Below are 24,261 nucleotides of genomic sequence, written 5' to 3' on the forward strand. Positions count from 1 at the left end.
CAATTTATTCAACAAATAGAATTGGCTTTTTTATTCTCTGGTTCTGATGATTTTCTCAACATGTTTTTAAATTGACCCAATTGCCAAGGACGCATTGCCAACAGCAAGCCAACTCCCTGTCGCTTATTTAAAGGTAATTTAATGTCTTGTTCGTTAAGTTGAGCGACCTCTTTGGTCAACTGCTGTAATCGACGTTTAATGGTGGCAATCGTTGCATCACTATAACTCCCCCTCAAATAAAACCGATAGCTATCTTCTTGATTAAAGTCACCTTGTAGAAACTTTCCCAGCACTTGTTGCTCAATGTAGCGCTCTAAAGGCCCATCGGGGATCCAGCTAAAGCCCTGTGCAATCAGAAGTTTGTAATTATTGTTCGGTAAAAGCTGAATCATATTCAGCTTATCAAGCCTTGCTAACAACCTAACGCACTCCAATTCTTCAATTCGATAATGCGTAATAATATCTTCGAACAACCATCCATCTCGTACACATACAGCGACTAAAAAGAGTTTTGGGTTGTCCATTAGCTCTTGCTCTTGTTGTACAGTGAGCTGGCTAATTCGCGCCTGTTGCGCTTGAGATAATTCAAATAAGTCACAGAGAGTAAGCTGCAATAACTCGCAAATACTCTCCAGTTTGTAGAGCGAGAACTGTTCATTTGAAAACATCCGCTTGATAGTTGCTTCGCTCTGCTCAAGGTGAACAGCCACATCTTTATACGTGAGTTTGCGCTGTCTTAGTAGCTGCTTAATAGTACTCGAAATTAATGGGATCTGACTCATAGTATTAAATTTTGATACCTAAGGTTTCTAATATTAATACAATTTATAAATCAGTATACAACTCTGATCAGTTTGCTAGTTTAGTAACCATCAACGAGAAATTGGAGTTTTCACATGTTCAAACAAAAGTTAAAACAAACACTGGTAGCAAGCACGACTTTAATAGCTATGCAGATGACACCACAGAGCTTCGCCTCTGACAATGCCTCAAATGCAAGCCACCATACCAGTCAGGGAAGTAAATACAGTGCACTGACAATCGGTGATAGCGCAGTCGCTAGCGCTCAAGTATCAACGGCAGTTGTCGCAATACCGCTGGTCATTACAGGTGGATTAGCAATGAGCACGGGATCTGCAAGTGTATCTGCTGCTGAATCAATGATGGACGCAGCGAGCAACAAGCCTTTACCAATTTGCGAAGAAGTGGTTGTCGCAGGTCCCCCTCCTTCAGAGTCATTGTAGGGAGTCATAGCATGCGTAAATTCTTATCTATTGTGCTCGTGGCACTTTCGCTAAACAGCGTTCAAGTACATGCTGGCAGTACACAAACTGGTGAACCAAAGTTTCAGCCTAAAGAAATAGCACATTTCGCAAAACAAGTAGAGCGTTACAGTGCTGAAAAACGCGCTCACGTCTTTGTTATTGCAAGGGTTGGGCAACCTCAAGATTCCTTACCTAAAGGGGTAGAATTTACGCACGTCGCACTAGCTGTTTATTCACAAATTACCATGACAAACGGCGAAACAAAGCCCGGCTATGCGATACACAATTTATATCAATTGCATGATGATCCAGCTAAAAGTAGCTTGATTATCGATTATCCAACAGACTTTTTCTGGGCGGTAAAAGAACTAAAAGCGGGTATTGCCATACCGACATTAGCAGTGCAGCAAAAGTTATTAGAAGCCATCAATAATAATGTGCCAAGCAAAGTGCATAATCCGCGCTATTCACTCATTGCAAACCCGTTTAATAATCAAAGGCAAAATTGCACTGAGCATACTCTAAATATAATTAATGCAGCCCTTTACAAAACAACCAATATGGCGCAATTAAAAGCAAATACAAAAGCGTATTTCGAGCCACAGACGCTGTCTGTCAGTCCATTTAAGCTATTTTTAGGCAGTGTTTTTAAGGATGAAATTTACAAAAAAGACCACAAAGGTAAAGTTAAAATTGCGACTTTTACAACCATTAAAAATTACTTAGCAAAGCACAACTTACTCGCACATGCAGCGGTTATCACACCCGATATGCTACCCAGTGCTGAGAATTCACAGGAGATTTAATCATGGAACAATCAAGCAACTCACTTTATACCCCGAGTAAAGCCTTTAGTATCGCGTCAGTCGCAGTCTTGGTAATCGGCATCGCTACCTACATGGTTGGTCTATTTAATGCGCAAATGTTACTGAATGAAAAAGGTTACTACCTCATCGTATTGATGTATGGATTATTCTCAGCGGTATCATTGCAAAAAAGTATTCGTGATAAAAAAGAAAACATACCAACTTCAAAGATTTACCATCTTCTTAGTATGATATCTACCGCTGCGGCAATCGTATTGTTGGGTGTTGGGCTATTTAACGCGAATCTGCTGCTCAGTGAAAAAGGGTTTTATGGTATCGCCTATTTAATGAGCCTTTATGCAGCAGTTGCAGTACAAAAAAATATCCGTGACAAAGAAGCTTTAAAACAAAACATGCCAGAAGTAACAAAAGACGCAAACACGGATGTGACGGACAGCGAATAAATACTTGGTCGACCAACCTCTTGGCCGACCTAAATCATTCACACTTCATTATTGATTTTTCACCATCCATTGCCGTCTCTTTAAACCCGCACTTTTCATACAAGCGCAGCAAATGAGGTTCGCATTTTAAATACAGTGGTTGCCAGTTTAGACTTGTAGATTTCTTTTTTGCGTACTCGACTAACGCATTAGATATCCCCAACCCTCTATATTGCGTATCAACATATACGCCATCAAGCCATGCACATCCTTGTTGATATTTTATCTCCGCAGCCCCAGCCAGTGTGCCGTCAAGGCACACATAAAACCCAACCTTGTCATCTGTAGAAGTGACGAGCGCCAAGACTTCGTCATAACTTGCCCCTGCTCGATGCCTATCCCATTGCTCAAAATACCATTTTGCAATTTGTGCAGCGTCTTGATTACACTGTGTTATTTCCTTTATTTCGATATATGACATATTTCCATTGACAACGATTTTTATACACTGACTAGCAAGCTAATCAGCTTAAAGTATATCGGTATTGTACCTAAATTTAAGAATAGTTAAAAAGGACAAGTAAAAAGACAATAGAATAGGTCGACATTTAGGTATGCTAGAAAAGAGAAACGCGCTCGTAAGAGCGCGTGTTCAGTGCCGTGGCGAAGGGGTGGACTCCTACTGCGCTTAGCGCATTTCATACCCTTCACCTCATAAAACGTCACAAATAGATATTCGGATCACTGTCTGTGAATTTTATTCTTTAATACTTCACTGGCTAAAAGTACTAAGACTGCGTGAACTCAAAATAAAGCACAAAAAGATTGAACAAACGCCGGATAATTCAGGTCTGATGCAGTTGACCATCGACAAAACCGATTATCAAAATTTCACATACAGTAAGGAGAAATAAAAAGTGAAGAGTAAAGTTAAAAAAACGCTTAAATATTCCGTCACCACGGTCATTCTGCTTGGCGCTGCTTTTTACGCTTCAATGGAAGAATACCAAAAAGATAACTTATCACGTTTTCTGGAACAGGTAATTGCACCGAGCTGACATTCAACTCCATTTATTCTTTTGGTGATACAAACAGACAATGCATATCACCACTATTATGTTTAAAACACACCGTTTGAGTTCTTAACTTTACCGCCAGAAAAAAGGTTGTATAGCCGCATCGACAGGTCAAGTGCCTGAATCGAATCCCAATGCTCTACGAGTTTGCCATCGACAACCTTCCACGTATCAATGATGTTCATTCCCTTAGATTCATCGCCTCGATGTTTAGCTTTTAATGTGGCGTGAGAATGGACAATCACATGATCACCATCAACAAAGACATGCTTAACGTCGTAACTAAATTCCGGTGCTAGTTTTGTAAAATCACGCAATGTGGTGACCACGCCCGAAATGCCGTCAGCCATACTTCTATTGTGTTGCTTATAGGTGTTTTGACCGTAACGAGCGATGATCAAATCAAAGTTATGATCGTTCATGAGTAGCTGAACAAACTCAATAACCGCTGTGGCTTTTGCGCTCTGAGCTTCACTCCAATGAGGTTTGGTCAATTTTTTAATATCTATGTTTGGTGTTTGCATTTGGCTTTCCAATTCTATTCTTTGCGTATCAATAGCGCATACATTTAACTTTTAAAATGCAAGTTAAATTATTTGATTGCAAAATGCAAGTGAATTATGATCGGGAAATAATCACCAAAGAGACACATTATGCCGACACGCTCACAATGCCCTATCTCCAATGTGCTAGATCATGTAGGAGACAAATGGAGTTTGCTGATCATCAGAGATCTAATGTTTTTTGGTAAACATACATACTCTGACTTGCAGAATTCAGACGAAAAAATGGCGACGAATATTCTCTCAAGCCGGCTTGAGAAGTTAGAAGGCGATGGATTGATCAGCAAACAGTTAGACCCAAAAGACAAGAGAAAAAAGATTTATCGTCTGACAAATGCAGGGGTTGATATGCTGCCCATTTTGGTTGAAATGATAATCTGGAGCAGTAAATATGCTCCAGATCTGAATATACCAAATGAGCTCATAGACAGAGCCCAAATGGACAGAGCAGGGTTAATTGAGGATTTGACACAGCGTATTTTACAGTAACCCTAACTGTGATTAGTTTAATGAGAGGCGTTCAACAATGGCGGTTGTCCCAGTGGCGCCCGCCTCAACTGCACCGCCCAACAAGTAAATTTGTTTATTTAAAGTAACCGCCCCAAGACCATGACGTGTAGACGTCATAGGCAGAGCCATGGTTGACCATGCATTTAAATGTGGATCATAGCGCCAGATCTGATCAAAGGTACGCGTTTTCATCTCCTTTTGTCCTTCCAAGCCAGTTACAAAAGTGTATTCTTCTCCACCAAAAACATAAATCTTTCCATCAAGCACTGTACTTGCTAGCCCAGCACTGGCTTGAGGCATCGACGCCAATTGTTCCCATTGGTCTTTCTGAGCATTGTATCGCCATAACGCATTAAGATTTTTGAAATCCAACGCATTGACTCTCCCCCCCATAACATACCACTGATTGTACAACACCACAGAAGTTGCCGAATTACTGGCAATAGGCAGCGGTGCCGCTTTATACCATTGATCAGATTTCAGCACCCAATGCTCGTTTGTATCAACCAACTTACCATCTCTTTTCGTGCGACCTCCAGCCACATGAATCTGGCCATCAATCACACCATACACAGACTCACCCATAGGAATCGGTAGTTCAGGCCCTTTAGACCATGCATCATCAACTTCACTAAGCACAAATACCGATGACTTAACCTGCCATGCATCTGATTTGGTCGCATTAAATCCACCAATTGCATATAGCTTATCGTGATTTGCAATAAGTCCTAAATGGTGACGAGGCTCCGGCAAGACAGGCCCTCTTTCCCAGTTTTGAACGTTTTGGTCAAAAATATAAGTTTTGTCTGACGCTTTGAGATGTGCGAGAGCTGCCAGCTCTTTTTGGGTTTGTTCAAAAGCGCCAGCTACGACTATTTTATTGTTGAAAACGGCTGGGTAAACTTCTTGAAGAGGAGATGGAAGCATGGCAGACAGGTGCCAGTTAAACCCGTTGATATGTGATTGCTGAGGTAACGTGTTTGATTCCGATGAACAGGCTTGAAGAGTAAGCGCAATTACACTCACGATAACTACTCGAATACAAAAAAGGTGTTTCATATAAAGCCTTGGTAAAATGCATATGGCCCTAGTTAATCATAATTGACAAACTTATCTTCTGACTTTTTTCTCAATCTAACAGTTGCTTTAATTTATTCATAACTATTAATAGGTTAAATTACGTGAATATTTATCTACACATGCCAATATCACTCAAAACACTCCGTTTCTAACGTTAGTGGCAGTGGGTTAAAGGCGTTATGGAGACTGGGCACCTAACGCTTACAAACACCATTTTCACAACGAGACTTTCCTGTGAGCCAATATGAAACACGATACCGGTTCTTAGCGAATAACAAATAAAATTTATCCGCGACTGGTTTTATCACAGGCCATCGCAATGGGGCATAAAGCCATCCCATACCAACCAGTTGCCATGCTCTATGCGTAACATCAAGGCCTAGTACTAGATTGCCCTCTTTGTCTAGTGCATGCAAAATCGTGTTCGCCTTGTCGGGATCTATATTCTCATAAAAACTGAATTCTTCAGAGTAAATGTCCACAGTGTTGATGTGCTTGTGCGTGTCCCTCTTGGTAAGCGCAGTCATTTCTTTCACGCAAAGTGGACATGTGCCATCGTAAAATATTGTTAGTTCACTCATGCTTGTTTCCTATACTTTGCAGTCTAATACGTGCTTGCGTATCGATAAGATCATCACTTATAACGACACATGAGGTGCATTAAATACCACTTCAAATTGTTATCGCATATTTCAGACTATGCCAGTATCAAAACCGCGCGTCCACTGAACTAAGATATTGTCATATAATAATTTAAAAAAGTTATGATTAATTTCGTCCTTTTTGACATCGGCGCGTCTTATTGTGTGTTATTAATTTAGGAGACGTATATGAATTACCTGAACAGTGTCGAATTTAATTTGCTTCCCCCTACAACGCCCTTAAGTATACATAAACCTCGTGTATTAGTCTTATATGGGTCACTCAGAGAACAGTCTTACAGCAAGAAAGCAGCGCTAGAGGCCAAACATATACTTACTCATATGGGTGCTGAAGTAAAAATCTTTAACCCGACTGGCCTGCCGCTATTTGATAATGGCAACAGCGCCGCGCATGAAAAGGTGAAAGAGCTCAGAGAGCTGGTAAACTGGTCTGAAGCGCAAGTATGGAGCTCGCCTGAATTACACGGCAATATGTCTGCCGTGATGAAAAACCAAATTGATTGGATCCCTTTGTCACTGGGAGCTGTTCGCCCTACTCAGAGTAAAGTCTTGGCCGTCATGCAAGTCAATGGCGGCTCTCAGAGTTTCAATGCTGTGAACAACATGCGGATTTTAGGCCGTTGGATGCGTATGCTCACCATCCCAAATCAATCTTCAATTGCCAAAGCAATGAACGAGTTCAATCCAGATGGCACTATGAAAGCCAGCGACTTCAGAAATAGAGTGGTAGACGTGATGGAAGAGTTGATGCGTTTCACTTATCTTACCAGAGACAATAAACAGTTTATGGTTGACCGCTACAGTGAGCGTCAGACAGAGCAACAAGCTCAAATCAACAATAGCAAAGGCTTGACCGATATATTAGAGACTGCACAAAAAGCCAAACCTGTTGCTAAGGCAGGATGCTGCTAAACTTTTCAGGCAGCATACTTTTGTGCTGCCATTCTGAGATTACGATATGACCATTGAACAGATTTGGGCCCAGTACAGTCAAGCTTTAAAAGCGTTTTTGCACACAAAAGTCACAAACCCAGAAGACGTGGAAGATTTACTACAAGAAGTGTTACTTAAAACTCATTTAGCCATTGAAAGTCTGCACAAACCAACCAGTATAAAAGCTTGGCTATTTCAAATTGCCCACAACACTGTGATTGATTACTATCGAAAAAATGGCATTAATAATAACGCCCAACAAGATATAGCTTGGTACAATAAAGAAGAGCGTAACGTCAAAAAAGAACTCACACAGTGTATAAAGCCTTTTATCCAAGAGTTGCCCGAGCAAAGTGCCTTTCTTCTTGAAGTCATTGAGTTAGAAGGTAAGACACAAAAGCAGCTAGCAGATGAAATGAATGTCAGCTATTCCACCCTAAAGTCTCAAGTCCAAAAAGCCCGCAAAGAGCTGCATGATGTATTCAATGCCTGCTGTCAGTACGATATCGACAGGCAAGGAAATTTAATTGAGTATCACCGCAAACCCAACTTTAAATTAGAGGGCAATAAATATCGCGAATAGAGCCACGCTGAAGGTTAAGTAGACAAACAAGAGAAAACACTCAGTATTTGCAAGGCCGCTAACATACAAAATGCATTCAACATTCCATGAAAAAGAAAACCAAAAATACAAAGCAAACTTATAGATACACAAAGGACAGCCGCGGTTCTATGACTTATCACCAGCCTAGGCGCTCTTATCAGCTCTATCGCGCAGGCAAAAATGCACAGTACAACGCCAATTAGTATGAATATATCCGTCGCATTATTCTCAACAAGGTAAAAAGGGACATTTTGTGCCCAAATACCACTTTGTGGCGAAGAAAATGGACTAATCACATAACTAATCAAAGTGCCATAGTTTGCGAAGCGTAAAAATTTTCAAAGCTTAACTTAGTCATAACTATCAGCGAAATGGGCGCAGAAAGCGTTCGTAGTATCTTTCAATATGTATGGAGAAACATGTTTAAATCATACTAAGCTCTGTTTGCGCGCTTTTTTCGTCCAAATAGCTTTAACCAAAATGCAGCTTCAAGTACAAACCCAAGTATAATAAAGCCAAAAAGGCCTGCGCTATTTCCGTAGCTGTAGGCACTAATAGCGCAAATCAATAAAACCAAAGCAATTAATATTCGATATACAACACTCATTGTTCATTTCTCCGTTACTTGCATAAACACCAGTTTATATCAGGTATACATTATTATCATACATATGTATGCAATTGCGCTTCAAACTCTTTTGGTAACTCAAACACTCTAAATTGTCCGTCAAATTGAAGCTTAAACTTAGACCTATTCGTTTTAACAATACATAACGACGAGCGATGCCTATCAGCAGATAAATCATCATGGGGCAACCAGCGACAGTCCTCTATCGGATAGCAAATATGAAACATGCTCATGCATTTACTCTTTCAGCGTAATCGTGATCTAAGATAAAACTTTGCAGTTAGTAAGCTAATAAAAATCTAATCATACAGCCTCATTATCGCCCGCAGCCGCTTTAGTTATTCAAAGCTAAAATACCAATTAGTAATACTATTAAGATTTGTTCACTGCTTATAAATTTCAAGTATTGCAAAGGCAGTCAGTGATTTTAGATTAGGGCACAAAGCACTTTCATCAGGAAGTGCTCAAACGGGGTAAGTCTTAGAGAATCAAAAATACCAGTCAAAAACCAAATACAGCCAAACAAAATAACTATCTAAACTACAGATACAGAAATTTATGTTATAACATAGCAAATTTAAGTTCATTCTAATCAAACACCAATTCGTGTCTTTTGAACATTCTGTTTTCCTAAGAAATCTGTTTTTGGTGTAAAAAGGTAAAATTGATGTCAATTCCAGTTACTATTTTACATGGCTTTTTAGGCTCAGGAAAAACCACACTGCTGCGCAGTCTCCTATCTCAGTCAGCTAAAAACGGCGTCATTCCAGGTGTCATTGTCAATGATATGAGTGAGCTTGATGTAGATGGAGTCCTTATCAAAAATACAGAGGTCTTCGACGATGACAGCAATCACTTTTTTACCATCAGTGGCTACAGTATAAGCAGTGCAAAGGGTCTAAAAGAGCTCAAACCAGCGTTAAATACGTTGAAGAAACAAGCGCAACCACCATGGATACTCATTGAAACTTCAGGCAGCAGCCACCCATTACCATTAATTGAGTTTTTTAAAGGTAACAAAGACTTTGCCTTGAAAGGGGTCGTGACATTGGTTGATGCCAATTGGCTAAAAGATGACTACCTATTCGCTCAGTCCCTTATACCAACATGGCAGGAAAATCTGAGTAAACAGGTACGGGGGATTGAAAATTTGCTGGTAGAACAAATCCTCTTTTCAAACCAAATATTTTTGACCAAAACAGATAAGCTCACTGACAAAGCTGTAGAGCAGATAGCTCAAGCTATCCACCCTATCAACCCGTATGCTGCCATCTCGGGCACTGCTTGGGGTAATATGGACGTAGCACAATTTCATCAATTCCCTGACTACAACTTTTTTTTAGTTGAACAGCTGATCTCCGAATTGCGTAGTACCGTCAATGCACCACTTACTCTGTCGGGCAAAGAGAATCAAAAAATAGTCTCCAAAGTTATTCGAGACGATAGGCCATTTCATCCAACTCGCTTGTGGGAGGTATGTCACAAGCACCTAACGCATGGTGTATTTCGCAGTAAAGGATTCTTTTGGCTACCCACTCGAGATGACATGTCTTTGCTTTGGAGCCAAGCGAGTGGCAGTGTCGGATTAGAAGTGATCGGCTTTTGGCGTGCGCCTATATTAAAAGATGAGACGCAAGATCTTGAACAAGCGCATTATGATATCCTCAAAAAGAAAGTCGATAAAATTGATAGCCGGTTTGGCGATAGGCGATGTCGTCTCACGGTCATAGGTCAGAAAGATGAAGCCTCGATCTTTGTAAAGGCGTTAGAAGCCTGCTTTTTAACAGACGAGGAGCTAAACTTTTGGAGAAATGGGGGCTCTTTCGAGGATCCTTGGCCAACAAACGTAGCGAAAATCTAATTACCTATTTATATACCTTGCAATAGCTCATATTGGTCCCTCATCATGGGGGATCCTCACTAGAACCTTTTCATTTTCGTATATTCTGTATCGTGCTGACACACTGACATCAAAGTGCATTAAATAAGTACTTGCAGTAAGAACTTGCCAATAAAACTAAATAAATGGCAGGAGCAATAAAGAAAAACGTCTCTAGTATGACAATATAGGCTCCGACTTCTATTATTTTACTGACCAAGTTGACAGCAAAAGTTCCGATAATAGCAACTACCAAAACATCAAGAAAACAAATGGCGTTAATAGGTTCAACAAGCAACATAACTCCACTAAGCTAATTTTCAGTGTTACTTTTGGTTTTAAAAACTTTTCACAACACTTATACATATCGCAAACGCCAAGCACAAAATGCGCGAGATCTTAAACAGGCATACATATGCGAGCAATTGCCCCTTGCTTATCTTGCCTGCTTTCAAGGGTTAACTCTCCCGATTGACCGCGTACAATCTCACGGCTCAATACTAACCCGATACCATTGCCTTGTTCTTTAGTAGAATAAAACGGCACAAACAAGTTATCTGAATGGCCCACCCCGATACCATTATCGATTACATCTAAATACCAATACTTGTCGCTACGGCTAATTGCCAAGGTAATTTCATCTTCTCCGGCCAATGCATTCGCTTGCTCAGCATTCTTTACCAAATTCAATAAAGCTTGCTCTAGTTGCTCAACATCACAGTGGATGGATTGTGCACCTTCGTATAGCCGCTTCACGTTCACTTTTGGAAATAAAGCTTGCAACCTGTCACTCAATCCAATTAAACACATAGACACCTTATGAGGTGTGGGCAATTGCGATAACTTAGAATAACTGGCCACAAATCCGAGCAAGTGCTCTGAGCGCTTTTCAATCACATCCAACATTGTATCTCTTAACCCAGGTCCGTCTTGCACAGTAAGATCTTTAAGAGATTGGGCCATTGAGTAAATCGGCGTAAGCGAGTTTCTGACCTCGTGATTAAGAACTCGCACAAGCTTCTGCCACGCCTCTTGCTCATTACGCCTTAATGAAAGTTCAATTGATACATATACCATTAAATGGTATTTACGCCCGCCTCGATACAACTCATGTTCAACGACTTTATAGCGTTGGTTTTTATGGCTCACCTGCCACTTGCCATTGTTTTGCTCTAACTTAAGTTCATGAATACCAAGCCCTGTAATTTGAAAGTCTTCATAAAAGCCCTTGGCTGCTCCGTTAAAGTGATACACCTGATAATGATGATCGAGTACTAATATGGGCAATTCCAACTCATTGATAAAGTCAAAAACAAACGCTTCATTTTGGGCATATTCGTAGCGTTTGTTTTGTATCCGTTGCGCGATTGTTTTTAAGTCGTTTTTTAAGTTTGCAATACTGCCTTGCCGATATTGCGCTAGCTGCCAAACAGTAAATTCTTCATTAGCAATGCTATCGAGCTGCACTGCAATTCTGTCAATCGTATTAAAAACACTGTGATAAGCTTTGTATAAAGCAAATACACTGGGGAATAGTATTGCCATCACCAATGTCAACATTTCTAGCCAATCCAAGGCAAAGTAAAGAGAAATGCCAATTACAATTATCGCAATGGTGACAATCGGTACGGCAAATAACTTAGTCAGGTTTGCCTCAAGTGAATTAGCTGAAGACCTCATCATATTTCTTTCACTTGAATATTAAACTTTTCAATTCGACGATATATGGCTGACTTGCTCAACCCCAAAAACTCTCCTGCTTTCACTACGTGCCCGTCGAAATGACTTATAGCCTTAGTGATAAGTTTTTGTTCGGCTTCTTCCAAACTCATTAATGGCAACGTTCCAGATTCTTCCCCATGGTTATCAAGAACAATATCATGCGCATCTATTATATTTTCGTCCGCCATAATCACAGCTCGCTCCAACACATGAGATAGCTCTCTGATATTACCGGGCCAATGATACGACAACAGTTTATTACAAGCCTGCTCACTTAAAGTCACTTCCCCTAATCCATATTTTTTTGCATGTGACTCAACAAAGAATGCCGCAAATTCGCGCAATTCCACAAGGCGCTCGCGCAAAGGTGGAAGTTCAATCACCAAGGTATTCAATCTAAATAATAAGTCCCGGCGGAAAGTACCCTGCTCAATGAGCTTATTCAAATCTGCGTTAGTCGCAGATATGATCCGAGCATTACTTATAAGCGTGGTAGAGCCGCCTACTTCTTCATACTCACCAGTTTCGAGTACTCGCAGCAACTTAGCTTGTAACCCTACCGGCAGGCACCCTACCTCATCCAAAAAAAGACTTGCATCATTTGCTAAGGTAAAGCGCCCTTTTCGGTGCTCTTTTGCATCTGTAAAAGCCCCTTTTCGATGCCCAAATAGCTCACTTTCAAACAAGTTTTCTGGTATAGCTGCCATATTAACGCTCACCATTGCTTGAGTACTGCGCTGGCTATGCCGATGAATATACGCTGCCAACATACTCTTGCCCGTCCCATTTTCACCGGTGATCAATACATTGGCGTTGGTTTTGGCAATACGTCTAGCTTTCTCTAGTAGCTGCTTATTTTCAGCTTCAAAAGCATGTGGGGACGTTTCAATTTGTTTGTTACTGACGTTTTCCAAAGGTAGTAGCTTCTGAACCGCCTCTAGCAAACGACTGTTTTGCCATGGCTTTTCGACAAAGTCACACGCCCCATACTGCATCGCTTGAACAGCCAAATCTATTTTGGCCCAAGCGGTAATAACGACAACGGGAATGGCGCAGTTCAGCGATTTCAATTGAGTCAAAAACGCGAGCCCTTCTTGGCCTGAGGTCGTATCTTGGCTGAAGTTCATATCTAGTAATATCAGATCTACTTGATTCTGCCTGATTGATGTAATTGCAGAGTCTGGGTGGTCTGCTTCAAGGCAACGATAACCATAGGCTTCCAATACAATACGTGCACTTAAACGCACATCAATTAAGTCATCCACGATTAAAACTGTTTTCATATTTCCTTACTGACTCTGTAATTTCACACCGGTTTGTCTTGTGAGGCAGAGATACGCACGAGTAGCTCTGCCATAGTATTTTATTCCTGACGTAGTGACGCCATTGGTTTAGCTCGCAAGACTTTGCTCATTGGATATAAGGTTGCAAACAAGGCAAATCCCAATATACCAATACACACACCCGATAACCATAATGGATTGAGTAGCATATAATCCTGAACTTGCTTTCCAAACAACCTATAACCTAACACACACAAAGTAACCGCAAAACCAAATGCAACGGCTAGCGGGATTATGGTGTCTTGGTATAACTGTTTATAGAGTTTTTTGTTCTTCGCGCCCAGTGCCATGCGAATACCTAGCTCATAACGACGCAACCCTAAGTTATAACTCAACACCCCATAGATACCAATTCCTGCTAAAAACAGGGTAAACAGCGCCAACATTATGCAAAGGTTGCGTGTGATGCGCTCCATATAGGTCATCAAGTCGTACTCCTTCTCGAAGTCTGTCAGCCTCCAAAGTCCAGCTCGTTCATCTACCGTGTGTGCAGCTTGAAAAACAAGCTCACGATTTAGGACTTTGCCTTCTGCCATTTTGACTATATACGGAAAGGAGTAAGCTTGCGATGTCCACCAGAAGTGGCGACCACGGTGCTTGCCAAATGATTTAGGGTGGTTAAAGTTTTCAGTGATCCCAACTACCTCTACTGGATTATCTGGATCAAAGCTCAAAAACTTTTCACCTAATAAACTGCCACCAGGCTTCAGTAAGTCGTTGACTGCTCTAGTGACTAAGAACTCATGCTTCTCTCCGCGTAAAGCCGCTTCACTAAAAGTACGCCCTTCAATAATCTTAAGACCCGTCATGTCAAAGTAATCTTGCCCAACCCACGCTTGTGGAATAAACACACTTTCTTTACCCGACATATCCGTGACCGTACTAGCACGAATATTGTACTCTACGGGACTGCCACCGTGGCCTACCTTGGTAACACCATCGATTTGATACAGTGCTTGTCGATATAGCTCTATGTATTTATATCGCGCGCTTAAATCCTCATCCAATCCAGGCACGTAAATTTGCACAGCGTACAAGTTATCTATATCACTACCAAGCGGTCTGTGAAGCGTTTCAAGGCTTTTACTCAACACCATGGTTGAACCAATGACTAGGCAAGACGCAACAAACAATTGCACCGCTATCATGACTTTCACGGTTTTGCCGCTAATTTGGCTAACCGCACCTTTGCCCGATGACTGCACTTGAGATCTTAACTGCGAGAAGTTGATTAAACGGCTAGAAACCCACGCAAACAACCAAGCAAATACGACGCAGCACAACAAGGCACTAACCAACACCATAGAATCAAGTGACAAGCTGGACACCATAGGTAAGAACCCCATGCCTAACGCTTTAAAAAGCTTGATTCCCCACGCCGCCAAAAAGAGTGCTATAACAACCGACAACACCATGAGCAATGACGTCTCAAGTAAAATACTTTGAAAAATTACTCGGCGCTTAGCTCCGAGCACTGCTTGCAGTGCAAGTTGTTTGTGCTTTACCACAGCGCGCGAAACGAATAAGTTGCTGACATTGAGCAGTGCAATTAACACCAACCCTATCACCCCAGCAAATAGTAAAATTGCCAAGTAATTATTGTCACCCAACTCTGCCTTTCTAAAACTAGTAACAATAGGCACTAAATCCACAATATTTGGAAATGCTTCTTTCCACTGTGTTTTTATTGCAAGCAATGACTGGTGCAGTTGCGCTTGCGCGGAACTATTCGTCTCTCCTTGTTTTAAAACGCCCACTAATTTGAGTGTGCCAAAAAGATTGTACCAAGGGCTTGGGTTTTCTTCGTTGTAGTAACGATTATCTGCACTGAATTTAAACCAAATTTGCCCTTTGCCTTTGTTAAACATAAAGGGGTCACTAAAGCTTTTTTCTGCGACTCCGACAATGGCGAACTGCGCATCATTAGTCTGTATAGTTTTACCAATCACTGTATTTTCGCCGTCAAAATACTTTTGCCAGAAGTTGTAAGATATAACAACTTCCTGCCGCTTTTCCCCTAAATGACTTACAGCATCAGTATGTCTGCCAAGTAAGATAGGCATTCTAAACAGCTCATAGTATTCATCTGATGCAAAAGTTACTTCAACCTTCGGCTGACCTGGTAAATTTCTAATGATTTTCTGACCTGAAATAACCGCCGCGGCCTTTTCAAATACTTGATTATTTTTATACCAGTGTTCAATAGACTGGAAGCTTTGATACCCTGGACTATTGTTGTCCTCATATATATTGTCTTGCTCGACAATGACCAAACGCTGTTCATTTTCTACGTTAAGCGGTTTAACAAAATAGCTGCTTACCAGACTCATTACGACAAAGAAACACGCCAATGTCAGTGACAAGGTTAGGATAATTGCGCTGGAAAATCCTTTTGCCTGACGTAGTGATTGGCTCGCCAGCTTTAATTGATTATTGAAGCGGATTAGGTTCATAACACCTCCTCCGTTTGGTAATCTTTGACTTGTTGAGCTACGGATTGATCCTGTAACACTTCACCATCTAACAATTTAACTTGTCTCTTAGCATAGCCAGCATAGCGCGGGTCATGAGTTACCATACAGATGGTCGTGCCTTGCTCATTTAAGCTGTCCAAAATAGCCATGACTGCATCGCCATTTTTTGAATCTAAGTTACCTGTGGGTTCATCCACCAGCAAAATACTCGGCTCCCCCGCCAGTGCCCGGGCAATGGCTACCCGCTGCTGTTGACCTCCAGACAATTGATTGGGCTTATGCTGTGCACGATGGGCAATTTCTACTTGTGAAAGTGCTTTATTCACTCTGTCCGCAATTTCTTGCTGACTTAACGATTGCTCTCGATAGATTAAAGGTAAGGCGACGTTGTCAAATACACTCAACTCATCAATCAAATTGAATGACTGGAAAATAAACCCAATATGTAAATTTCTGAGTTCAGCCAAAGTGTCCATATCAAGACTTTGCGTATCCACGCCCTCGATTTTGTAACACCCTTCGGTAATATCATCAAGTAGCCCCATCAAACTCAATAGTGTCGATTTTCCACAGCCTGATGGGCCGCTGATTGCCACATAATCGCCTTGATGAATACTTAAACTAATATCATTTAGTGCCTGTGTTTCGACACCGCCACTAACATAGACTTTTGATACATTGATTAACTCGATTACAGGTGTGTTAGCCATGATTGATTCCTTTATTACTGGTGATTTATTGTTATTTGTGCGAGATGTTTAAAATCAGACATATCCGAAATTACGACTTGCTCGCCGGCCTTTACACCAGATCGAATTTCGATGGCGTTGCCTGCGAGTTTACCAAACTCCAATTGAGTTTTAACTAGTTGATTTGTGTCTGGATTAAGAACAAACATTGCACTACTACTCTGCTCAGATACGTAACTGGGCTTTTGAATAGAAAGTGCCGATGTGCGTTTTTCTGTGATCACTTTTCCTTCAATGGATAACGCTGGCCGCGCATTGTCTGGCAGCTCCCCTATCAATTCGAGCTCCACTAAGATCCGCCCCTCTCTAACCACAGGGTCGATACGATTCACCTTTGCGCTTACTTCTCCACTGAAGGTATTGACAGTGCCCTGTTGTCCCACTTCGACTCGACTTGCTTGTTTTTCTGGTACTTGAAGATCTGCTAATAACGCGCGCTCACTGCCCACTAAGGCCAATGGTGCACCGATTTGAACGGATTGCCCTTGTTCAATATTCACTTCCATCAGCATGCCATCAATTCCTGCTCTTACTTGTAAATTGTCGACATCTTCTTTGGCAGCCTGATAGCTCAGTTCCAATTCATTAATTAATTTTCGCTCAACGTTCAGCCGCTGAGCATGCAACGCTTTAGTTTGCTCGAGTTGCTGCTTAGCGAGCTCAACCCGCTCACTTAGCTGCTGAACAGCCAGTTCAGAACGCCTATGGTCCAGCGCAGAAACAATACCGCTAGAGATCAGCTTTGCTTCTGCTTCTTCTCTTAATTGCGCATTTACCAGTTCACTATTCAACAGCGTAAGCTGGCCTTGTTGAGACAACAGTTCACTCTTTTGGCTTAAATTCAATGCTTCAAAGCTTGCTGTTTGCCTTGCCAATGCCAAGCGATTGCGCATTAAAGCTTGCTGAAGAGTAGGGTTTGATAGACGCATGATGATTGACTCGGAAGTCACTCGGCTACCAGGTAGCAAAAGGACCTCTTCTACCTGCGCCAATCGACTTGAAGTGATGAAACGACTATGCTTGGAACGTAAATGTCCATAGCCAGAAATGACTAACTCTAGAGGCCCACTTTGCACTTGCGCAAACACCACGTTTTGATGCTCAACACTTTCCCCTTGAAAGTCTGTGAATACTAAAGCCAAAAACAAAAGTGCACTCACCACACTTAATACACTTCTTTTAACTGGCAACACCCGCTTTTTATTTTTCGCTAGAGAGTCTTTGATATCCATACTCGTCCTTACAATTCAAAATTCAAATGGATAAGAGCGAAATGCATACCAAAATTTAAGTTTATGTTTTTTATATGATTTAAGTGTTTTCAAAATAACTATCTATCCCAGATATGGGACTAAAAAACAAAAATGGGAAAGATAAAAGTCGTGAAAGGGAAAGAAAATACAAGAGCCGATACCGCTTTAAAATCATCTTTGGTAGTACTTTTGCATACAAAAAAGCCGGCTTAACCGCCCGGCTTTTACATTTTCTAATGTGCTAAAGCATATAAGGATTGTCTCCACCTTGAGTTGGGTTTTGACTACCTGATGGCAAGCTCTCTATTCGCGCAAGACGCTCCAAGATCACATCCACTTTGCGCCCCAGTTCAGGGTCTAGTCCACTCGCCTCGTTAGCATTAGCCACCAGTTGTGGTAACGTGTGATTTACTAACTCACTCAACGCTACAGCGACCTCATCACTTGGCGTAGATTGACGTGAACTTGCCATTTCACTCACTTGCGCAACTTGCATTATCAACTTCTCTAACGCTGTGCTATGAATCTCAGATTTAGTCGATAATGCTTCATGACTTTGCTGGTGGACATCTAATATCTTTTGCAACTGTTCAGCACTTAACGATTGATTTTCTTTAAGCACATTAACTAGTTGCGACTCAAGTGTACTTTGAGACTGAGCTAATTGTTCGGTCAATTCCGTAATACGCTGCTGTGTTCCTTGCTGAGACGCAACATCTTGCAGAGACGCATCGATTTGCAATAGTAGCTCAGCTTGCTTTGATTGGTGCAGAGCTGGGTTTTGCGCTTCTTGTAGGCTGGCAATTTTAGCCAATTGCTCAATCATACTTTCTCGAACTGATTCTTGCTTTTTGGCATGAGCGACCTGTGCTTGTTGTGATTCATTAAGCTTGTTCAAAGCGTCACTTACTTTAGATACCGCAAGACCTAAGTGCTCAGAATGTGTCTGCTGAGTATCCACGGCCTCCGTCTCTCGTCGCTTAGCTTGTTCAACCTGCACTAGCTGTAACTCTGATTGCTTGGCTAATGCCTGCGACACAAGATTAAGTTCGCTACCTAATCGCTTGAATAATGTATCTTGCTTGTCCATAACATGCCCAGCACTCTGCGCTTTTTGTGTAAGCAATTCGCTGTGCTGATTGCCTAACAATTCAGTCAGCTTTTCGAATGAGGCTGCTAAAGGTGAGTGATGTACACCCTTATCTAACGTTTGCGTAAGCACCTCTATACTTGGCTTAAGATCCTGAGTCTTCACTGTACTAGTCAAGCTTTCGATTAACTGAGAATAATCATGACTTAACTGCTCTTTATCAAGTTTTGTTGCGATACTCGATAAAGACTCATTTAACTCGCCTAACTGTTCAACCGCCAACAATACCGGACTGCCCGCATCATTTGCTCTGTTTAGCAACGCATAGTCCGCTAATATTTGCTCCCACCTAGCGCGCTCTTCATCAGTTAATGTCTCCCTTAGCTCAGCCAACTTCAGTAGATTCTCTTCACTGCCTTTACTTAAGGTTTGTGCTTCACCACGGTAGTGATCTTGAATGAGGTTTTCAAGCTCAGCTTCATTCATCGCAGCGACCACCTTTTCCGCCATCTTATTCATGTTACGGTAGCTCCCTTGTAACTTGAATGGCGGTTCAGTTCGGTAATCATCATCTTGCGCTGCAGAAGCGATGTATTGCGCATTGACTTTTAGTACGGTATTTCTGATGGTGATCAGTTTTTGTAATACCGAGACGATTTCATTTGCCTGTGCTTGGGAGTAGTTATGCTCAAGTTCATTTAATGAAATGTCTTCACCTTCACTGATCCTGACTAGCTTATATAAATCCGCCATATTACGGTTTGCTAAAGGGGCCAGTACGGCATTAGATGTCAGCGCATTTTCAATGAAGCTCATCGCGAACTCCTGCTCACAACCAGACAAGGTATCACCTAAATTGTATATATCTGCACGGTTCGCCAACATGTCTGGAATTTTAAAGCTTTCACCTGATTCAGTGTACGGGTTACCAGCCATCACGACAGCAAATTTTTTACCGCGCAAGTCATATGTTTTGCTTCGCCCGTTCCAAACGCCGTCAATACGTCTTGAGCCATCGCACAGTGAAATGAACTTCTGCAAAAACTCGGGGTTAGTATGCTGAATGTCATCTAAGTAGAGCATCACATTGTTGCTCATCTCAAAGCTCTGGTTGATTTTTTCGATTTCTTTCGCTGCTGTGGCGTTAATCGCTTGCGCCGGATCCAGTGAAACCTGATCGTGGCCAATAGAAGGACAGTTCACTTTTACAAAGGTCAAACCTAATCGGTTTGCAACATATTCAATGAGCGTCGTTTTACCATACCCCGGCGGCGAGATAAGCAGTAACATACCCATCAAATCCGTTCGTTTATTGCTACCCGACGCGCCGATTTGTTTAGCGAGGTTGTCACCAATAATTGGAAAATACACTTTGTCGATAAGCTGATTACGAACAAAAGAACTCAACGGCCTTGGCTTAAATTCATCAAGCTGCAAACGCTCTTTTTGCTCCACTAATATCTCAGATTTAATTTCGTGATAATGAGAAAATCCAGCAACATGCTGTGAGAGATAATCTGACGTTCGAGCATAAAATTCTGAATAATCCAGAGTTAGTGCCTGTTCATCTATTCGACTATGTTGCCCAAGCAACCCATTGATAGAGTTTGAAATAGCCACGTCTTGTGCAACGAATTTAGCAACTTTAAGGTGTTGTAAAAGCAGTACGTTAGCCGCTTCAAGCAAGACATCTTGAGCAATTTCTGTGTTAGAGGCTTGCTGAAGTCCATAAGCATTTAACCAACTAGCCATCATAATCGTTTGCTCTTGTAGGCATGCGAGCGTATTCAACGTGTCGTTTAGAGACTTTGTAAAGCCCTTGGTTTTGGCCACACTAGTAAACTGTTCAGATACTTTTTTAACCTGATCAGACATTGCAAAACAGACTTCTTTTTGTTGATTTGCAAGTTCTTTAACTAGGTACTCTGCGCTCAACCTAGCAGAAAGCTTAGGTAAATAAGCCAAGTACTGCACTAATTGAGTACTCGTAAAGGCCTCGATTTCAATGCTCAATGAGTCTACTAGTTGGGCTTGGAAACGAGTATCCCCAAGCATGCGAGACATTAATTCAGCTTGCTTTGATTGTTCTGTCCACTTGGCCTGTACTTGGTGCTCAATTTGGCCAAAAAACAATTGTGCCACGATACGCGCTGAACTAGGGTAAATAAGCAGCCCCAAGGCTTTCTTCTGGCCTAGTAAGTTACTCAAAATCATCGCTGCGTCATGGTCATGAATGCCTTTTTCATAGCCTTCTTGATAGCGAGGTTCAGCAAATTTTTGCACCAATGGCAGAATGCGCTCTTCTTGGATTGCCGTTTCTAGCTCAGTAAATGTAAGACTTTGAGATGCCTCATTAGCGGCTTTCAATACTTGGGCAGCTAAGAACTCGCCACGATAAATATCCTGATTTTCAGAGACTAAATTTTGCTGCCAATAAGGACGATAAGTCAGCAGCTTTTCGCGAATTTGTTTGTCCTGAATAGACTCGAAATACTCTGTGCCAGTTAGATGGAACATCAAGTCCTCATCACGTGGTAACAATGTTAGGTCTAATAATTGTTTGTTCACACCAAAGCTGTGTTTACCAATTTTGACCGAGTTTCCACCATCGCTATATATATCTTGCTTGTCTCGCAGTGAACGTATGCCTTGATCTTTACAAGCTTTCAATTTCGCTTGTATGTCGTCAGCTTTTATCTCATCGCCAAGCTCTTTGAGCTCTTGAGTCAAGTTACGCAACTTGCTGATCATCGGATCCGATGCGAAGTAGCTATTGATCTCATCTATCTCAGTAAAACTTTGAGAGCGTCTTGTTACACCTTGAAGGATTCGCTCTGCCGCATTGGCCAGGTTTAACGCTCTACGCTGCCTTTCATCAATCAGTTGCTGTTTATGTGCTTCAAAGCTTTCATAAACATCATCACGTTTAGCCATGATTTCAGCGAGATACTCATCGTATTCGCTAAATTGTGACTCCAACTCTTCTAGTTGGATAAGCAGGCGTGACAACTGCTCATCACATTGCTCTGGCGTACGTGCATTGTTTAAGCTACTGGTAATACTTTGACTGAACAACTTAAAACGGGCCGCGAATTCAGCTTTGGCTTCTACGCTGCCTAGGCTCTTTCTGCGAATTTCGATACTTGCTTTAGCCCTATTGACCAGAGCATAGACACCACTGACATCTTCTAAGATCTGAGTCCTAACTCGGCTATCATCTATGTCAAGGTCTAGCATCGTGTGATTGAGCAGGTCAAGTTCTCCACCCAAAGCATCAAGCGCTTCCAAGAAGCCATTTAATTCAGTGACACTGTCGCTTTTTTCGCTCAGTCCGGTTAGCTCTTCCAACTTCTCGTGATATGGCGCTAGCGCAGTATCTTGCTGCAAGAACTCCGCAGTTGCTTGACTTAAATCGAGCGTTTTTTCGTCCAGCTTTTGTTGCAGTAAACCAAGCGCCTCAAGATTAATATATTTAACTTCTTCGAGGCTAATAACCTTGCCTTTGAGCTGCTTTATAGACTCAAGACCTATGACAAATTCGGTGGCACGTTTAAAGCTATCTGGACGTATTTCTTTGGTTGTACCTTTATACTGAGCTTGAATATCAGCCAACGCTTTTTTGGCGGTCTCTTGAATTTGACTTACTTTTTCAAACTCATCCAGCACTTGCTCTGACGTTTCAAAGATTTCATGAAGTTGTCCATTAAGTGCCGAGAAATCGCTTTCTACCAACCAGTGATATCTATCCAAAATACTTCGTGTCAGAGAAATAAGACTCTCATAGTGAGACACATTTGGATTTTGTTCACTGATCGCCTTACACACGCTGTAAAGATCTGAGATCCCGCGTACCAAATCTGGGTTACCAATCTTACCCAACATACTAGTCGGCGTCGGTGCATTGGCCGCGTACTCAACAGAGCAAAATGGGCTATCCCAAACCTGAATCGGGTGTACTCGCTCAGCTTCTTCTTTTTCGGCCTTGAACGTGATAGTCAAACCATCGTCGTATAGGCCATAACCGTGACAGTAAATCGGGTTTTGGAGGTTTTTCTCAATCAGGTTGTACGCAAACAGCGCGTAACGACCTTCTGTCGGTTCATAAAAGACGTAAAGTACGTCTTCGCCGTTAGGCGACTTGATTTGTTTGTGGAACTCTAGGTTTTCGATTTGGTCATCAAAATGTCTTGTTTGTCCAGACTGCAAGTAGTAACCGCCCGGATAAATCACACCATGATCGTCAGGAAGCTGCACACACGCGTCTGACATAGCATCTTGGCGAATAACCTTTTGAGTAATGCAGTTGAAAATATAGTGACGCCATACTTTTTCTCGATATGGCAGCACCTTCAGCAGAATGATTTCACCAAGCTGCGCATACTCAACTTCACAATCTGCCAGTGACTGATTTTTATCATCAACGGGTTCTGCATAGATCCCTTCGCCACTTTCTGTGTTGTTTTCAATTTTAATGGTTAAGTCGCCACCAACCGTTTCAACAAAAACACGGTCGAGTATATTAATATGTGGGTGACGCCCTTCTACGTGATCAGAGCGATCTGTCTTTAACCATTCGAAATCATAATCTTGATTACCCTTGATATCTCGCTCACCACGATTATCGATGTAATCTAAAGTATTATCCGCAGCGATTTCCCAACGAAAAACTCGCACATCCGTGAGTTTTTCGCCGATTTGAAATACCGCGAAAAGTTTACCATTTTGCTGATATAAGTGCTGAAGGTGCGTTTCTTTGTAATAAGTATAGAGCTCTTCGAAATCTCGTAAAAAGCGATTATCAGTCAGAAATTTTGTTTCGCTCGGGTAATTTTCAACTTCATAGTGGTCATCCTGATAAACCAGTTTTTGAACACTAAATACATCGCTAACATGAATATTTTTTTTGAGCCCCAAGAAAACGTTGTAGGCAAATATCAATTTATCGCCAATCAACACAATATCGCGAGGAATGCAGTTATGCTCAGTTCTTACTCTGGCTCGCCCTTTTACTTTGATTTCAGTGCTGCCAAATGTGTCGATTCGGTTTTGATTTAAGGTATCAACGTCTTTGCGAAGCTGAGCACCTGAGTTGCTCAATCGGCGCTTGATTAGGTCGTAAGACCCTTGTTCAAGTGCAGCATTATTTGCAGAATCCGTCATAGTTTACTGTCCTGTTGTACA

General features: G+C 41.7%; 21 protein-coding genes. 8 read left to right on the forward strand and 13 right to left on the reverse strand.

Annotated features, from left to right (window positions below; translation table 11 throughout):
• Positions 1–8 precede the first annotated feature (8 nt).
• Positions 9–782, reverse strand: a complete 774-nt coding sequence (locus tag N482_RS22155; RefSeq protein ID WP_063379122.1) for a helix-turn-helix domain-containing protein — start codon at positions 780–782, stop codon at positions 9–11.
• Between the two features lie 114 nt (positions 783–896).
• Between N482_RS22155 and N482_RS22160 the strand changes: the two genes are divergently transcribed.
• Genes N482_RS22160 through yiaA form a run of 3 tightly spaced genes read left to right on the forward strand, consistent with a single transcriptional unit; the run spans position 897 to position 2,535 of the window.
• A complete protein-coding gene (locus tag N482_RS22160) occupies positions 897–1,244 on the forward strand; it encodes a hypothetical protein (protein WP_063379123.1) in 348 nt (115 codons plus the stop codon).
• An 11-nt stretch (positions 1,245–1,255) separates the two neighbouring features.
• Positions 1,256–2,071 carry a DUF2145 domain-containing protein gene (locus N482_RS22165; protein WP_063379124.1) on the forward strand — a complete coding sequence of 272 codons (816 nt, stop codon included), beginning with the start codon at positions 1,256–1,258 and terminating at the stop codon, positions 2,069–2,071.
• A gap of 2 nt (positions 2,072–2,073) precedes the next feature.
• Entirely contained in the window at positions 2,074–2,535 is a 462-nt protein-coding gene (yiaA, locus tag N482_RS22170; protein WP_063379125.1) for an inner membrane protein YiaA, read from the forward strand.
• A gap of 34 nt (positions 2,536–2,569) precedes the next feature.
• Here the strand turns inward: yiaA and N482_RS22175 are convergent, their stop codons facing one another.
• The gene (locus tag N482_RS22175) at positions 2,570–2,995 is read right to left on the reverse strand and encodes a GNAT family N-acetyltransferase (protein ID WP_063379126.1); all 426 of its coding nucleotides are present in this window, start codon (positions 2,993–2,995) and stop codon (positions 2,570–2,572) included.
• 436 nt (positions 2,996–3,431) lie between these two features.
• Between N482_RS22175 and N482_RS25050 the strand changes: the two genes are divergently transcribed.
• Complete coding sequence (locus N482_RS25050) at positions 3,432–3,572, forward strand: hypothetical protein (protein WP_155730681.1); 141 nt, start codon at positions 3,432–3,434, stop codon at positions 3,570–3,572.
• 62 nt (positions 3,573–3,634) lie between these two features.
• Here N482_RS25050 and N482_RS22180 read toward each other — a convergent pair whose 3' ends face one another.
• A complete protein-coding gene (locus N482_RS22180; RefSeq protein WP_063379127.1) occupies positions 3,635–4,114 on the reverse strand; it encodes an ester cyclase in 480 nt (159 codons plus the stop codon).
• Between the two features lie 129 nt (positions 4,115–4,243).
• Between N482_RS22180 and N482_RS22185 the strand changes: the two genes are divergently transcribed.
• Positions 4,244–4,642 (forward strand): winged helix-turn-helix transcriptional regulator, encoded by a 399-nt coding sequence (locus N482_RS22185; RefSeq protein WP_081228176.1) that lies wholly within the window; start codon positions 4,244–4,246, stop codon positions 4,640–4,642.
• 12 nt (positions 4,643–4,654) lie between these two features.
• Here the strand turns inward: N482_RS22185 and N482_RS22190 are convergent, their stop codons facing one another.
• On the reverse strand, positions 4,655–5,722 hold the full coding sequence (locus N482_RS22190) for a Kelch repeat-containing protein (RefSeq protein WP_063379128.1): 1,068 nt from the start codon (positions 5,720–5,722) through the stop codon (positions 4,655–4,657).
• 215 nt (positions 5,723–5,937) lie between these two features.
• On the reverse strand, positions 5,938–6,324 hold the full coding sequence (locus N482_RS22195) for a thiol-disulfide oxidoreductase DCC family protein (RefSeq protein WP_063379129.1): 387 nt from the start codon (positions 6,322–6,324) through the stop codon (positions 5,938–5,940).
• A 249-nt stretch (positions 6,325–6,573) separates the two neighbouring features.
• Here N482_RS22195 and arsH point away from each other — a divergent pair, with 249 nt between their 5' ends.
• Positions 6,574–7,317 carry an arsenical resistance protein ArsH gene (gene arsH, locus N482_RS22200; protein WP_081228184.1) on the forward strand — a complete coding sequence of 248 codons (744 nt, stop codon included), beginning with the start codon at positions 6,574–6,576 and terminating at the stop codon, positions 7,315–7,317.
• A gap of 46 nt (positions 7,318–7,363) precedes the next feature.
• On the forward strand, positions 7,364–7,921 hold the full coding sequence (gene sigZ, locus N482_RS22205) for an RNA polymerase sigma factor SigZ (RefSeq protein ID WP_063379130.1): 558 nt from the start codon (positions 7,364–7,366) through the stop codon (positions 7,919–7,921).
• A gap of 454 nt (positions 7,922–8,375) precedes the next feature.
• Here sigZ and N482_RS25330 read toward each other — a convergent pair whose 3' ends face one another.
• Together N482_RS25330 and N482_RS22210 are read right to left on the reverse strand one after the other, a co-directional pair.
• A complete protein-coding gene (locus tag N482_RS25330; RefSeq protein WP_196763644.1) occupies positions 8,376–8,549 on the reverse strand; it encodes a hypothetical protein in 174 nt (57 codons plus the stop codon).
• A 56-nt stretch (positions 8,550–8,605) separates the two neighbouring features.
• Positions 8,606–8,803, reverse strand: coding sequence for a hypothetical protein (locus tag N482_RS22210; protein WP_063379131.1), 198 nt, complete (start codon positions 8,801–8,803; stop codon positions 8,606–8,608).
• A gap of 434 nt (positions 8,804–9,237) precedes the next feature.
• On the opposite strand from N482_RS22210, the gene N482_RS22215 reads away from it, so the two are divergent.
• Positions 9,238–10,431, forward strand: coding sequence for a CobW family GTP-binding protein (locus tag N482_RS22215; RefSeq protein WP_196765372.1), 1,194 nt, complete (start codon positions 9,238–9,240; stop codon positions 10,429–10,431).
• Between the two features lie 417 nt (positions 10,432–10,848).
• On the opposite strand, the gene N482_RS22225 is transcribed toward N482_RS22215, so the two are convergent.
• From N482_RS22225 to N482_RS22250, 6 genes are all read right to left on the reverse strand, one after another.
• Positions 10,849–12,132, reverse strand: a complete 1,284-nt coding sequence (locus N482_RS22225; RefSeq protein ID WP_231100913.1) for a sensor histidine kinase — start codon at positions 12,130–12,132, stop codon at positions 10,849–10,851.
• Entirely contained in the window at positions 12,129–13,454 is a 1,326-nt protein-coding gene (locus tag N482_RS22230) for a sigma-54-dependent transcriptional regulator (protein WP_063379135.1), read from the reverse strand. Before N482_RS22230 ends, N482_RS22225 begins: the two co-directional genes overlap by 4 nt.
• A gap of 80 nt (positions 13,455–13,534) precedes the next feature.
• Positions 13,535–15,967: an ABC transporter permease gene (locus N482_RS22235; protein WP_063379136.1), complete on the reverse strand. Its 2,433-nt coding sequence runs from the start codon at positions 15,965–15,967 to the stop codon at positions 13,535–13,537.
• Positions 15,964–16,698 carry an ABC transporter ATP-binding protein gene (locus N482_RS22240; protein ID WP_063379137.1) on the reverse strand — a complete coding sequence of 245 codons (735 nt, stop codon included), beginning with the start codon at positions 16,696–16,698 and terminating at the stop codon, positions 15,964–15,966. The genes N482_RS22235 and N482_RS22240 overlap by 4 nt, the downstream gene beginning before the upstream one ends.
• A 14-nt stretch (positions 16,699–16,712) precedes the next feature.
• Positions 16,713–17,969 (reverse strand): efflux RND transporter periplasmic adaptor subunit, encoded by a 1,257-nt coding sequence (locus tag N482_RS22245; protein WP_063379138.1) that lies wholly within the window; start codon positions 17,967–17,969, stop codon positions 16,713–16,715.
• Between the two features lie 262 nt (positions 17,970–18,231).
• Positions 18,232–24,240: a DNA repair ATPase gene (locus N482_RS22250; protein ID WP_081228186.1), complete on the reverse strand. Its 6,009-nt coding sequence runs from the start codon at positions 24,238–24,240 to the stop codon at positions 18,232–18,234.
• Positions 24,241–24,261: the final 21 nt, after the last annotated feature.

Origin of the sequence: Pseudoalteromonas luteoviolacea NCIMB 1942 (assembly GCF_001625595.1) — a bacterium.
Taxonomy (GTDB): domain Bacteria; phylum Pseudomonadota; class Gammaproteobacteria; order Enterobacterales; family Alteromonadaceae; genus Pseudoalteromonas; species Pseudoalteromonas luteoviolacea_A.